This is a genomic window from Enterobacter sp. JMULE2, assembly GCF_013337145.1.
In the GTDB taxonomy this organism is placed as follows: domain Bacteria; phylum Pseudomonadota; class Gammaproteobacteria; order Enterobacterales; family Enterobacteriaceae; genus Enterobacter; species Enterobacter mori.
In genome coordinates this window covers 161,078-174,236 of sequence record NZ_SGWD01000013.1, presented here as the reverse complement: position 1 = coordinate 174,236, position 13,159 = coordinate 161,078, and the positions used below count along the sequence as shown (strand labels likewise).

12 protein-coding genes are annotated in these 13,159 nt (G+C 54.8%); 6 read left to right on the top strand and 6 right to left on the bottom strand.

Translation table 11 applies throughout. The annotated features are described in order from the left end of the window. Positions 1-8: 8 nt before the first annotated feature. Genes fdhE through fdnG form a run of 4 tightly spaced genes read right to left on the bottom strand, consistent with a single transcriptional unit; the run spans position 9 to position 5,532 of the window. Positions 9-938, bottom strand: a complete 930-nt coding sequence (gene fdhE / locus EXW94_RS13055) for a formate dehydrogenase accessory protein FdhE (protein WP_010436850.1) — start codon at positions 936-938, stop codon at positions 9-11. Beyond that, positions 935-1,570 carry a formate dehydrogenase cytochrome b556 subunit gene (fdoI, locus tag EXW94_RS13050; RefSeq protein ID WP_008501832.1) on the bottom strand — a complete coding sequence of 212 codons (636 nt, stop codon included), beginning with the start codon at positions 1,568-1,570 and terminating at the stop codon, positions 935-937. The genes fdhE and fdoI overlap by 4 nt, the downstream gene beginning before the upstream one ends. Continuing rightward, entirely contained in the window at positions 1,567-2,469 is a 903-nt protein-coding gene (fdxH, locus tag EXW94_RS13045) for a formate dehydrogenase subunit beta (protein WP_010436855.1), read from the bottom strand. Before fdxH ends, fdoI begins: the two co-directional genes overlap by 4 nt. Positions 2,470-2,481: 12 nt before the next feature. Further along, the gene (fdnG, locus tag EXW94_RS13040; RefSeq protein ID WP_174340283.1) at positions 2,482-5,532 is read right to left on the bottom strand and encodes a formate dehydrogenase-N subunit alpha; all 3,051 of its coding nucleotides are present in this window, start codon (positions 5,530-5,532) and stop codon (positions 2,482-2,484) included. 373 nt (positions 5,533-5,905) lie between these two features. On the opposite strand from fdnG, the gene fdhD reads away from it, so the two are divergent. The 6 genes from fdhD to EXW94_RS13010 all read left to right on the top strand — a co-directional run bounded on the left by fdhD (position 5,906) and on the right by EXW94_RS13010 (position 12,041). After that, a complete protein-coding gene (fdhD, locus tag EXW94_RS13035) occupies positions 5,906-6,742 on the top strand; it encodes a formate dehydrogenase accessory sulfurtransferase FdhD (RefSeq protein WP_108417970.1) in 837 nt (278 codons plus the stop codon). Positions 6,743-6,856: 114 nt separating this feature from the next. Then, on the top strand, positions 6,857-7,069 hold the full coding sequence (locus EXW94_RS13030) for a DUF1471 domain-containing protein (RefSeq protein ID WP_015569916.1): 213 nt from the start codon (positions 6,857-6,859) through the stop codon (positions 7,067-7,069). A 458-nt stretch (positions 7,070-7,527) separates the two neighbouring features. Beyond that, entirely contained in the window at positions 7,528-8,235 is a 708-nt protein-coding gene (locus tag EXW94_RS13025; RefSeq protein WP_174340282.1) for a DUF1120 domain-containing protein, read from the top strand. A 78-nt stretch (positions 8,236-8,313) separates the two neighbouring features. Continuing rightward, the gene (locus EXW94_RS13020; RefSeq protein WP_108417967.1) at positions 8,314-9,000 is read left to right on the top strand and encodes a fimbria/pilus chaperone family protein; all 687 of its coding nucleotides are present in this window, start codon (positions 8,314-8,316) and stop codon (positions 8,998-9,000) included. 27 nt (positions 9,001-9,027) lie between these two features. Beyond that, entirely contained in the window at positions 9,028-11,451 is a 2,424-nt protein-coding gene (locus EXW94_RS13015; protein WP_174340281.1) for a fimbrial biogenesis usher protein, read from the top strand. Beyond that, a complete protein-coding gene (locus EXW94_RS13010; protein ID WP_174340280.1) occupies positions 11,442-12,041 on the top strand; it encodes a hypothetical protein in 600 nt (199 codons plus the stop codon). The genes EXW94_RS13015 and EXW94_RS13010 overlap by 10 nt, the downstream gene beginning before the upstream one ends. 42 nt (positions 12,042-12,083) lie before the next feature. On the opposite strand, the gene EXW94_RS13005 is transcribed toward EXW94_RS13010, so the two are convergent. Both EXW94_RS13005 and EXW94_RS13000 read right to left on the bottom strand, forming a co-directional pair. Then, complete coding sequence (locus EXW94_RS13005; protein WP_174340279.1) at positions 12,084-12,407, bottom strand: AzlD domain-containing protein; 324 nt, start codon at positions 12,405-12,407, stop codon at positions 12,084-12,086. Then, positions 12,407-13,066, bottom strand: coding sequence for an AzlC family ABC transporter permease (locus EXW94_RS13000; protein WP_174340278.1), 660 nt, complete (start codon positions 13,064-13,066; stop codon positions 12,407-12,409). The genes EXW94_RS13005 and EXW94_RS13000 overlap by 1 nt, the downstream gene beginning before the upstream one ends. Between the last annotated feature and the right edge of the window lie 93 nt (positions 13,067-13,159).

Here is a 13,159-nt window from a genome sequence, read left to right as displayed (position 1 = left end):
ACAGGAGATTACTCCCCTTCACCCGGGAACAGGAACGGGTTGATCGAGCTGCGGGCAAAGCCCTCCTGCTCCATCTTAGCGTCCAGAATCAGCGAGGCGAGATCGTCGGCCACCGCTTCGACTTTCGGGTCTTTTTCCTGATACAGAATCTTCAGGTAGGTTCCGCAGTCGCCGCAGCTTTCCGCTTTCACCGCCGCTTCTTCATTTTCCAGCGACCAGTAGTTCAGATCGCGGGTCTGCTCGCAGTTACTGCACTTGATGCGCACCACGTGCCACTCGGTTTCACACAGGTTGCAGTGCAGGTAGCGCAGCCCCTGCGTGGTGCCGATTTGCACCATGCTGGAGACCGGCATGGAGCCGCAGACCGGGCAGAACTGACGCGCTTCGCCGTATTCAGCGCGGGCTTTGCCCGGGATCAGGCTTGCCATTTGCGCCCAGTAGAGCGACAGCGCGGCCCAGATGAACGGCGCTTTATCGCTGCTCACCAGAGAGAAGTCGGACGCGAACAGCGCGCTCGCCATCTCTTCCAGCTCCAGGTCAGAAGCTTTTTCCAGATTCTCGATAACCGCCAGCGCGGTACCGCTCATCTCCGGCTTCAGCTCGGCAATCAGCGAATGCAGCAGCTTTTGCCAGTGCTTGTCGCGCGGCAGGACGTGAATGTCCAGCGGCGGCTTGCCCTGCGCGTTGGCTTCTTTGATGCGCGCGGTCAGATCCATTTGCAGCGGGTGGTCGTACAGCACCACTTCCTGCGCGTGGGCAACCAGCGCGGCAAAGCGCAGAAAATCACCCAGCGGGTTGTTCTCTGCCAGCTCGCGCAGACGCTCTGCGCGGCGGTTGTAGAGGTTCTTGAGTCTGGGGAATAACAACGGCGGAATATAATCCGCCGTGCGTTTCTCGCTCGACCCCAGCTCATCTTGCGGGATTATGCGAATACTCATTCAGATGACTTTTCCTGTTTCTGGCGGACTTCACGGTACCAGCGCGGGTGATGTTTCTTCGCCCACGTACTGGTTACCCATCCTTCCACCATCGCGGTAATGGTGCCTTTCACCCAAAGGGCGGCGTAGATATGCACCATGATAACCACAATTAACGCCACTGCGGCAAATGAATGCAGCATCAGCGCGAATCGGATCACCGGGATTGAGAAAGCAGGCGCAAAGTACGGACGCCAGATGATCACGCCGCTCACCAGCAACAGGACCAGGAAGATAATCGCCGCCCAGAATACGCATTTCTGGCCGAAGTTATAACGCCCGGTATCACCTACTTCCTCGTTGACGACGATCTTACGAATATTCTTCGCCCAAAAGATATCATCCCGATTGATTAGGTTATGGTGCCAGTAGCGGAAAAACATGATGATGAACGACGCGAACATGATGACGCCCACAAACGGGTGCAGTATACGCGCCAGCTGTGGTGTCCCCATGATCTGCATCAGCCAGTTGAAGGATGGGAAGAAGAACCCCAGCCCGCTTATCGCCGCCAGCATGAAGCAGAAGGCGGTGACCCAGTGGTTGATGCGTTCCGGCGCGGTGTAGCGCACGATGGTGTCACGTTTTCTCATTTGCGCACCTCGTCTTTCTCTTCATGCAGGTTGTCGTCTTCCTCTTCCGCACGGTTCGGACCAACGCCGACGTAGTGGAAGATGCTCGCTGCGAAGGTGGCAGCAAAACCTACCGCTGCCAGCGGTTTCCAGATGCCTTTCCAGAACTTCACGGTGGCGCTGATTTCCGGGTTCTCCGGCAGGCCGTGATACAGGTTCGGCTTGTCGGCGTGGTGCAGCACGTACATCACGTGCGTACCGCCAACTCCGGCCGGATCGTACAGGCCCGCGTTGTCGTAACCACGGGTTTTCAGCTCGCCCACGCGCTCTGCCGCCAGCGTTTTCATATCCTCTTTGGAGCCAAAGTGGATAGCGCCGGTTGGGCAGGTCTTCACGCACGCGGGCTCCTGGCCCACGGTGACGCGGTCAACGCACAGCGTGCATTTGTAGACGCGGTTGTCTTCCGGGTTCAGGCGCGGTACGTCGAACGGACAGCCCGCGATGCAGTAGCCGCAGCCGATGCACTGTTCGGACTGGAAGTCGACGATGCCGTTGGCATACTGAATAATAGCCCCTTCTGACGGACACGCCTTCAGGCAGCCCGGATCCGCACAGTGCATACAGCCGTCTTTGCGGATAAGCCATTCCAGCTTGTCGTTCTGCTCCACTTCCGAGAAACGCATCACCGTCCAGGACTTGGCGGTCAGGTCCGCCGGGTTGTCGTACACCCCGACGTTGTGACCCACTTCGTCACGCAGATCGTTCCACTCTGAACAGGCCACCTGACAGGCTTTACAGCCGATACAGGTGGTCACGTCGATGAGCTTCGCCACTTCCTGCTGATGGTCCCGCGCCTGAGGCGCGGGCGTGAAACTGTTTGTCGCGGAACGACGGATAATGTCTTGAGATTGATAAGCCATAAGTCGTCTCCGTTACACCTTTTCCACGTTCACGAGGAAGGCCTTAAACTCCGGCGTCTGCGTGTTCGCATCGCCGACGAACGGCGTCAGGGTGTTCGCAATGAACCCTTTCTTCGCCACGCCCTCGTAACCCCAGTGAATTGGGATGCCGATGGTATCCACCTGCTGACCGTGAACGTTCAGCGTGCGGATACGCTTGGTCACCACCGCCTTGGCTTTGATATAGCCGCGGTTAGAGGAGACCTTCACGGTATCGCCATGGGCGATGCCGAGCTTGCCCGCCAGCTTCTCGCCGATCTCCACAAACTGTTCCGGCTGCGCGATGGCGTTAAGCAGCGCGTGCTTGGTCCAGTAGTGGAAGTGCTCGGTCAGACGGTAGGTGGTGCCCACGTACGGGAACTTGTCCTTTTTACCCAGCGCTTCAAAATCGCCCTTGAAGATACGGGCTGCCGGGTTAGAGACCACGTTCGGGTGCAGCGGGTTGGTGCCCAGCGGCGTCTCAAACGGCTCGTAGTGTTCGGGGAACGGACCTTCCGCCATCTTATCGATAGCAAACAGGCGTCCCATCCCTTCTGGCTGCATGATAAACGGCCCAACGTCGCTGCCTGGTGCGGCAGTGCTGTAGTCCGGAATATCCACGCCGCCCCACTTCGCGCCGTCCCACTTCAGAAGCTGACGCTTCGGATCCCACGGGTTGCCCTGCGGGTCAGCGGATGCGCGGTTATAGAGGATGCGGCGGTTGAGCGGCCACGCCCATGCCCAGCCCAGCGTATTGCCGAGGCCCGACGGGTCGGCGTTATCGCGGTTGGCCATCTGGTTGCCTTTCGGCGTCCAGCTACCGGCAAAGATCCAGCAGCCGCTGGAGGTCGTACCGTCATCGCGCAGGTGCGCGAAGGTGCTGAGCTGATCGCCTTTCTTCGCCAGCACCGCACCGGTGGCCGGGTCGATAACGTCCGCCAGCGCCTTACCGTTGCTCTCCATCGCCACTTCTTCTGGCGCAGGGTTTTCCGGCGTCGAGTAATTCCAGCTCATGTTCAGCACTGGTTCCGGGTTTGCGCCGCCTTCTGCCGCATACATCTTACGCAGGCGTAAGAAGATACCGGCCAGGATCTCGCCGTCGTTCATGGCGATGCCCGGGGCGTCCGCGCCTTTCCAGTGCCACTGCAGCCAGCGTCCGGAGTTGACGATAGAACCGTTCTCTTCCGCGAAGCAGGTCGACGGCAGACGGAACACTTCGGTCTGAATCTTCGATGGATCGACGTCGTTCGATTCACCGTGGTTCTGCCAGAAGGTCGAGGTCTCGGTATTGAGCGGGTCAATCGTCACCAGGAACTTCAGCTTCGACAGGGACTCAACAACCTTGTTCTTGTTCGGGAACGAGGCAACCGGGTTAAAGCCCTGGCACAGATAGCCGTTCACTTTGCCCTGGTGCATCATCTCGAAATACTGCAGAACGTCGTAGCCTTTGTCCCACTTCGGCAGCCAGTCAAAGCCCCAGCTGTTTTCAGCCGTCGCTTTGTCGCCGAAGAAGGCTTTCATCATTGAGACGAAGAACTTCGGATAGTTGCCCCAGTAGTTTACCTGGCCTTCGAGCAGCGGTTTAGGCGTGCTGGCCGTCAGGTAGGTTTGCAGGTCGGTCTGTTTCTCGCTTGGCAGGTTCATGTAACCCGGCAGGCTCTGAGACAGCAGGCCGAGGTCGGTCAGACCCTGAATGTTGGAGTGACCGCGCAGGGCGTTCACGCCGCCGCCTGCCATCCCCATGTTGCCGAGCAGCAGCTGAACCATTGCCATGGTACGGATGTTCTGCGCGCCGATGGAGTGCTGCGTCCAGCCAAGTGCATACAGGAACGACGCGGTTTTGTCTTTCGCGCTGGTTTCGGCGATTAGCTCGCACACCTTCAGGAAGTCCGCCTTCGGCGTACCGCAGATGTTTTCGACAACCTCCGGCGTGTAGCGGGAAACGTGCTCTTTCAGCAGGTTCCACACGCAGCGGGGGTGTTGCAGAGTGGTGTCGCGCTTCGCAAAGCCTTTCTCGTCCAGCTCGTAGTTCCAGCTGGTTTTGTCGTATTTGCGTTTCTCGGCGTCATAACCGCTGAACAGGCCATCTTCGAAGTGGTAATCCTCACGCACGATCAGGCTGGCGTTGGTATAGGCTTCGGTGTATTCGCGGTTATATTTTTCGTTGGTCATCAGGTACAGCAATACGCCTGACAGGAAAGTGATGTCAGTACCTGAACGAATAGGGGTGTAGAAATCCGCCACTGACGCAGTACGCGTAAAGCGGGGATCGATCACAATCAGTTTCGCACCGTTGTGGATTTTGGCTTCCATCGCCCAGCGGAACCCGACAGGGTGCGCTTCAGCGGCGTTACCGCCCATCACCACAATGAGGTTGGCGTTCTTGATGTCGACCCAGTGGTTGGTCATCGCACCGCGACCAAATGTTGGAGCAAGACTTGCTACCGTTGGTCCGTGTCAGACACGCGCCTGGTTGTCGACCGCGAGCATACCGAGTGCGCGCGTAAATTTCTGGGTTAAATAACCGGTTTCGTTGCTGGAAGCAGAGGCACACAGCATCCCGGTGGAGAGCCAGCGGTTGACCGTGACGCCGTCGGCGTTCTTCTCAACAAAGTTGGCATCGCGGTCTTCTTTAATATGTTTTGCGATGCGGTCGAACGCCTCTTCCCAGCTGATTTGCTGCCACTTGTCTGAGCCTGGCGCGCGGTATTCCGGGAATTTCAGGCGGCTTTCGGAGTGGATAAAGTCCACCAGACCAGCCCCTTTCGGGCACAACGCTCCACGGTTGACCGGATGGTCCGGGTCGCCTTCGATGTGGAAGATAGACGCTTTGGCATTTTTTGCACCGTCGCCGAGGCTATACATCAACAGCCCACAGCCGACGGAGCAGTACGTACAGGTGTTACGGGTTTCACGGGTGCGCAGCAGTTTATACTGCCGCGTTTCCGCCAGCGCTACGCCGGGCGCGAAGCCCAGTGCCGCTGCCGTTGTGCCTGCCATACCGCCAGCGCAGATCTTAAAGAACTGCCTTCTGCTGACCTGCATGGGTCACTCCTTGTTTCGACATTGCTTACATATGGTGTTTTAACTTCGCGGTTGAGAATTGACCGCAAAGGAGAAAAATTTGCGTTAATCCCTCATTTCTCCGAGGGATATCACCAGAATACCACAATGTCGGTACGCCTGTTCCAATGGCGTTAAAACAAAGTGAACGTATTATCACCCTGTTGACTATAAAATGTGATACCAATCACATTATTAACCCTGCATGTTAAAGGGGTGTAGCATGCGTTTTGTTGTACCTCTCACAAGTGAGTAGGTAAACTTGATGCTGAAAAGTTGATCCATACTATGCGTAAGCCCTGTTGTTTGTGATGCAATAGCAGGCTCACCTCCGTGGTTGTTCAGGAATACCGTTGTGTCTAAACAAAACCGTGCTACCCACTCGTTACCCCTGCCTGCGGGCGTTGTGGAACTGTCGGTACACAGACCGCCCCACATTACCCATGCCACGCCCGATTTTCTGGCGGAAGAGGTGCCCGTTGCGCTCGTTTACAACGGTATCTCGCACGTGGTGATGATGGCTTCGCCGAAAGATCTTGAGCTGTTCGCCATCGGTTTTTCGCTCTCGGAAGGCATCATCGACCATCCGCAGGAGATCTACGGCATGGACGTGGTGAAGGCGTGTAACGGCCTTGAAGTGCAAATCGAGCTTTCCAGCCGCCGCTTTATGGGGTTAAAAGAGCGTCGACGCGCGCTGGCCGGACGCACCGGCTGCGGCGTGTGTGGTGTTGAACAGCTCAACGATATCGGCAAGCCCGTTACGCCACTGCCGTTTACCCAGACGTTTAACCTCGCCAACCTCGACAAAGCGCTGGAACACCTCAACGATGTACAGCCCATCGGTCAGCTGAGCGGCTGTACGCACGCGGCGGCGTGGGTTCTGCCATCGGGCGACATTATCGGTGGTCACGAAGACGTGGGCCGCCACGTGGCGCTGGATAAGTTGCTCGGTCGCCGCGCGCGTGAAAGTGACGTCTGGCAGCAGGGGGCTGCGCTCGTTTCCAGCCGCGCCAGCTACGAGATGGTGCAGAAAGCCGCCATGTGCGGCGTGGAAATTCTGTTTGCGGTCTCAGCGGCAACGACGCTGGCGGTGGAAGTGGCAGAACGCTGTAACCTGACGCTGGTGGGGTTCTGCAAGCCTGGAAGGGCGACGATTTACACGCACTCACAGCGACTAATTGTTGATCAGTAATTTTGAAAGAGAATAGCAAATCCTTCCGCTTTTAGTTGATCGGGATGAGGTCTAGTATTTATCTCATCAAGGCACGGTGCCTTACCTAAACAACTTAATGAAAGGGTTTATCTCATGAAAAGCATCAAAACTTTTGTCGCTGTAATCGCTCTGGCTGCTTCTTTCGGTTCTTTCGCTGCGCAGACAGTAACCGCTTCCGCCTCTACGCTGGACGGTGCAGAAGCAAAAATTGCTGCACAGGCTCAGGAAGCAGGTGCATCATCGTACAAAATTACCCAGGCATTCACCGGTAACCGCGTACACATGACCGCTGAACTGAATAAATAGGTCTTGTAGCCACTGTCCCTTGCTCTTCGGAGCAGGGACAGGTTGTTCTTCTGCTCCCTTCTGCTTTCTCCTCCCTGCCAAAACAGTCATTTCCTCCTGGATAATCCTGATTAACAAAATAAATAAAAGTAAGAATCCTGTTTCTGATGTAACTTTTGTTTAAAAAACAATAATCTTATAAATAAGTCAAATGAATGGTCTGGCCAGTTGATTTCATATATTCCTTTAGTGAATGATTTTGGTGGCTGCAATCTTTATTTTGAAGGTTTACATATATAATAATTATTATTGATCTTGAGATTTAAGGAATTCCTCAGGCGCTAATCCTAAAAAATTTTGGGGCTATTGATCTGGGCTATCTGTAATGCTATTTTCCAAAATAATGCTTTGTAGCACTCCCTCAGGCCAAATATTAATTATTTGGCATATTTTGTATTTCACTTTTATAAGGAAATTAAATGAACGCGATGTTCAAAAAAGGAATGCTGGCGTCCGCGCTGGCTGTCGTGGCGTCCTCTGCTATGGCCGCTTCAAGTGTTGATATTCAGGTGACCGGTAAAATCGTTCCCTCTTCCTGTACGCCTGCATTTATTAGCGGTGGTGGTATTGCCGATTATGGCACGATAAGTGTGTCTTCACTGAATTCCACGTCGGCTACACCATTGGCGGATGTTAAAATTATTCCTATTTCCATTACCTGCGAAGAGGCTACCCGTGTTGCAGTGACGTTTAATGATGCCCATGCAGACTCAGGACAAACTCAAGTTTTGCCGACCAATTTTATTGATACGGAATTTGGCAGAGAGGCGTACCAAACCGCAGGGCTGGGTATGTACAATGGTAAGAAAATTGGTGCCTATTCATTAGGGATTCAGATGACGAAAGGCGCTGTCACGAACGACGCTGGCGATGAACTGTATCCTACCGCATCGCGCGATAACGGAACAACGTGGGCAACCACAGGCGGAGAGCGCTATTTAAAAGTTAGCACAGACAAAAGCGAATTATATTCCTTCAGTGACACCTTGGGCGGCACGCCTGTCGCACAAACCAACGTTAACTTTAACGTAGGTGTCGCCGCGATGATTAACCAAACTAACGATTTAAATATCACGGATGAAGCCACGCTTGACGGCTTAACCAACGTTGAGTTGGTTTACCTGTAATCACTCCTCACGCATTTTGAAATACCTGACACCTCACTCCGGTGGGGTGTCATTTATCGATATTAATGGACTAATATTATGCTGCTTTTCAAGAGAACGCTGATCTGTGCCTGCCTGCTGGCCTCATTCAACGGTATGGCTGCCGGGATGGTGCCGGATACCTCGCTGCTTATTGTCAATGAAGACAAGCAGGGAGCCAGCATGGATGTCAAAAACACCGATGCTGAAGCACAGCTGCTGTACACCAAAATTATAGATCTCCCGGATGACCCAAAACCTGGCCTGATTGCCACGCAGCCGGTTGTGCGCGTAGAGGCGGGTAAAACCCAGCGCGTACGCTTTGTCCTGAAAAGCAGCGCTGAGCCACTGAAGGTGGAACATTTCAAGCGCGTTATTTTTACCGCCATCCCGCAGCGTGAAAAAAACAAAGTTAAAGTGGTGTTTAGCCAGAATCTTCCCGTCATTATTCACCCGGCAGGTCTGGCGGTAAATATTGAGCCCTGGAAGGCCCTCACCTGGCAGATTAACAATGGCAACGTGACGGTGGAGAACACTACGCCTTATGTGGTCCGCATGGAGCAAAAGGTAAAATTAATGGCGTCGGGTACGGTCGCGAAATTGAATAAGACTTATATTCTTCCTGGCGAAAAAATGACGGCCAGCGCGTCAGCCAAAATATCAGCATCCGAAAAACAAATCGAAATCTATCCGGCGACGCGCTATGGCTATAAGGCTAGTAGTTATATTGCCGACCTTAAGCAATAAAATCACTTAACGGTACATGGAGTAGTTATGTTAAACGGTTCCTGTAAAAAGGGAATGCTCGTGTTTTGCCTTAGCGCGTTGGCATTTAATATTCGGGCTGAAATCTCCTCTACGGCAAATGAATCAATGGAGCTGGCGCGAGCCATATTTGATGGTGATGCGTTAAAAAATAACGGGCTTGATCCGGCCATTGCGGATTACTATTCCCTTGCTCCCCGTTTTACCCCTGGCTACCATAATGTGACGGTTAATATTAACGGTAAGCCGCGCAATATTATGCCGGTGAAATTTGATGAAGAAGGAACGCCCTGTATTGATAAAGATTTTCTGGAAAACGCGGGTCTGATTAAACAGATTAAAAGAGGGGCCTGCCCGAAGATTCATCAATACTGGTCAGGATCAACGATTCAGACATCACCAGATATTGAAGAAATATCGGTGGTCGTTCCGCCGGAAGCGGTAGATCCTGATTATGGCCGCCAGTTCGCAGAGGTAAGCGGCGGACGTGCAGCCATGCTGAATTACTCCATGTTCGGCACCCATAATCAATATGATGGTGACAACGCCGACCGTTTCCAGTCGACCTTTGAAATGGGCTTTAACGCCGGCGACTGGATTGTACGCAGCACGCAGTTTATTAGCGACGGCAGCGATCAGGGTTTTGAGGTTGAGTCTCTCTACACCTATGCCCAACGTACCTTTACCGATTACGGCGTCATGGTGCAGGGCGGCCAGATTAACGTCGCCAACAGCCGCTTCAGTATCCCGAGTATTTACGGGGTCCAGATGATGCCGGATACCGCACTCGCTTCCCAGGCGGGTACAGGTGTCGAAGTCAGCGGTATTGCCCGTAATCCGCAGGCGCGCGTCGATATCCGCCAGGGCGGACAGCTCATCTACTCCACGTTGGTTCCCGCCGGGCCGTTTAACTTAGATGATGTGCCGCTGGCTAATCTTAATACCGACCTGAACGTAACCGTCACTGAGACTGACGGCAGCGAAAACCGGTTCACCGTCTCGGCAAGTACGTTCCGCAGTAATCATGTGGGGCGTGCACCAGGGTTTACGCTGGCTGCGGGTCGTGTGGAAGATATGGATTCGCGGTTCGAAAACCCGTGGGTAGTTTCAGCCAACAACGGCTGGTCTCTCAACAAGCGGATGAATTTCCTCGCCGGTATGGTCATGGCGGATAACCACTATTACGGCTTCTCCGGCAACCTGGATACCGTGCCCATGCAGAATCTGTATGCCTCGCTGGGTTTTCTGGCGTCAATCGACAACCAGACGCAAACCGACGGCAACAAAACGACGCTGGATTTGGGATATGCCCTGCCATGGGGCATTGGACTTTCGCTGGGCGGCAGCTACGGCACCCCGGATTATCGCGAGATGACGGAACTCTACGGTGACGATGACGATATGTCGCAAACCAAATACGACTCTACCGTCGGCATCAACTGGTCAAACGCGACGCTCGGCCGCTTCTCGCTAAGCTATTACCGCAATGAGAGCTGGAACAGCGAATACGACAGCCGCCGGTTTATCTCGTCGTGGTCGCAAACCTTTAAATACTTCAACGTGAGCGTGAACTGGGAGTCGGATGTCAGCCGAAATGACAGTAGCGACAACGACCAGTTTTACGTCAACGTGTCGATCCCGCTGGGGCGGTCCGGGGTGACGACCAGCTCCTGGTATCGCGAGAGTGAAGGTAAGAGCTCCTACGGCACGCGGGCGATGGGCTCGCTCAACGCTGAGAACCAGTACATGGTTGGGGTCACTCAGGACCAGGATGAAAACACCACCAGCTGGGATAGTTCGCTGAACAGTAATCTGCATTACACCAACCTGGCGTTGGCCGCAGGGGGAGATAACGACAACAATACCAACTACTCTGCATCGTTAAGCGGTGGCATTGTCGCCCACAGCGACGGGGTGACCTTCTCGCCTTACCGCGTTAGCGATACCTATGCCATTGCCAGACTGGATAAACCGGTGGCCGGTATCGAGATTGACACCACGCGCGGCGCGGTATGGACGGACAAATGGGGCCGGGCAATTATTCCTGCGCTGACGCCGTTCCGTGAAAGCTCGATTGAGATCAACACGGAAAGTCTGCCAGGCAATCTGGACGTGAGAAATGGCCGAACGGCGATCAAAGCGTCTCACGGCGCCGTGGCGAAGTGGGAGTTTGCGACGTTAAGCCAGCGCCGCGTGCTGCTCAATATTCAACGTGCGGACGGCACGCCGCTGCCGGAAGGGGTCTCGATTGTAGACGCCGCAGGGGAGTATGTGACGAGCGCACCCGAAGATGGCGTGATCTTCCTGAACGATATCTCCGCCAGCCAGCAGCTGTATGCGAAGCCGGATGAAGGGCGTTGCAAGCTGACGTATACCCTGCCAGAGGCGGAACCAAATAAATTCTATGAAGAGGTGACAGGGAAATGTCTCTGAACAACGTTCGTCAATACGCGCTGATGCTTGTGTTGCTCTGCGGCGCATCGGGCCTTCCGGGGATGGTGAAGGCCGCTGAGGAAGACTGTGACATGATGTCGGCTGTGAAGAAAGTCGATTACGGGCGCTACCGTAAGGAGGATATGCGGAAGGCCTCCACTGAGCATGTGGGTAAGGTCTATAACGGTTATGCCTCGGTCACGCGCGAGTTTCAGGTTTCCGTCCTGTGCCCCGATGCGCGCAAAATGCGCATTTCCGTTGACGGTGCTGCCCGACAGAACATGGCGTATCGCTTTACGGACAGCGGCGCAATGAAAATCGAATTCAGGGATGGGCGCGTTGACGGGAGTCCGGTGCAACTGGCTGCGGTCGATATTGGTGCGGTTGCCGTTCAGGGTGGCGCATCACAGGTTACGCTGAAGCCTGAAAAAGCCCTGGCTGCGGTTAACGGCACGGAAGTGGTGGGCGAGCAGTTCACCGCCACCATGATGATTACGACCTATCTTTCTGACGAAGCATTTGGTGTTACCAACACCACGGATTTTAACGAGATGCTTACTCTTAACCTCGATACGCTTCCTGCGCGATAACCTCTATGATGCCCGACAGACCTGTTCTGTCGGGCATTCTTCTTAGTGGAGTCCCGCCAGACGCAGCAGCGCCGTTACCACCGCTGCCGCTACGATCACCACAATTAAAGGCATCTTCCGCCAGGCCAGAAACACCGCAAACGCCACGCCCAGCACCCGCGCCATCCCGGCGAAATGTTCCCCTTCATAAAACGTGGTCGCCAGCGCCACCGAAAACAGCAACACCGTTGCCGCATCGGAAAGCAGGGCCTGTGATCGCTCGGAAAGCGCCAGCCGGTTGCCCAGTTTTGCCCCGCCGAGGCGCATCAAATACGTTCCCAGAGAAAGAACGGCGATGCCGAGAATAAAGACCGTCATGTTTCCCATTATTTTTTCCTCGCGGCAAGGCCGAGTAAAGAGAGCAGCACCGGCAGGCCCACCGGGGCAAACGGCACGGCGGCCAGCGACAATACGGCACCGCTGCAGGCGCGGATTAGCGTGGTGCGGTTTTTAAACGCAGGCACCACTAATGCCAGCAAAATGGCGGGAAATACCGCATCCAGCCCAATGGTTTCCGGGTCTGGCAACAGTTTGCCGACCATGGCACCCAGCAGCGCGCCCAGCGGCCAGATGATTGCCACGCCCAAACCGCACAGCCAGTAGGCCGCTTTACGCTGTTCTGGGGTTTTCTGCGACAGGCCGAACACTACGCTTTCATCGTTCATGATGTGGCAGCCCAAATAGCTCAGGCCGCGCTTGCCCACCAGTTCCCGCACCGTCACGCCAAACGGCACGTGGCGGGCGTTCACCAGTAATCCGGCTGCCGCTGCGGCCAGCGGGTTCCCACCGCTCGCCACGATGCCGATAAACATAAATTCCGATGCACCCGCCAGCACGGTAAGGGAGAGCACAAACGGCACCCACAGCGGGAAACCGTAGGCCATCGCCAGCGAGCCGTAGGACATCCCGACCACGCCCACCGCGAGGCAAACCAGGATGATTGCTTTGATCGTGTCGCCTTTCAGGCAGGAGAGATGATGCTTCATACAATTTTAGCCATATCGAACGTGTATCCATTATAATGAACGCAACAGAGACATTTTTCAAGACGAACGATTCGTTCGATTTATAGAACAAAA

Excerpts from the sequence above, each read along its gene's own strand:
- fdhE (WP_010436850.1), bottom strand. The coding sequence starts at position 938 with ATGAGTATTCGCATAATCCCGCAAGATGAGCTGGGGTCGAGCGAGAAA.
- fdoI (WP_008501832.1), bottom strand. The coding sequence starts at position 1,570 with ATGAGAAAACGTGACACCATCGTGCGCTACACCGCGCCGGAACGCATC.
- fdxH (WP_010436855.1), bottom strand. The coding sequence starts at position 2,469 with ATGGCTTATCAATCTCAAGACATTATCCGTCGTTCCGCGACAAACAGT.
- EXW94_RS13030 (WP_015569916.1), top strand. The coding sequence starts at position 6,857 with ATGAAAAGCATCAAAACTTTTGTCGCTGTAATCGCTCTGGCTGCTTCT.
- EXW94_RS13025 (WP_174340282.1), top strand. The coding sequence starts at position 7,528 with ATGAACGCGATGTTCAAAAAAGGAATGCTGGCGTCCGCGCTGGCTGTC.
- EXW94_RS13020 (WP_108417967.1), top strand. The coding sequence starts at position 8,314 with ATGCTGCTTTTCAAGAGAACGCTGATCTGTGCCTGCCTGCTGGCCTCA.
- EXW94_RS13015 (WP_174340281.1), top strand. The coding sequence starts at position 9,028 with ATGTTAAACGGTTCCTGTAAAAAGGGAATGCTCGTGTTTTGCCTTAGC.
- EXW94_RS13010 (WP_174340280.1), top strand. The coding sequence starts at position 11,442 with ATGTCTCTGAACAACGTTCGTCAATACGCGCTGATGCTTGTGTTGCTC.
- EXW94_RS13005 (WP_174340279.1), bottom strand. The coding sequence starts at position 12,407 with ATGGGAAACATGACGGTCTTTATTCTCGGCATCGCCGTTCTTTCTCTG.
- EXW94_RS13000 (WP_174340278.1), bottom strand. The coding sequence starts at position 13,066 with ATGAAGCATCATCTCTCCTGCCTGAAAGGCGACACGATCAAAGCAATC.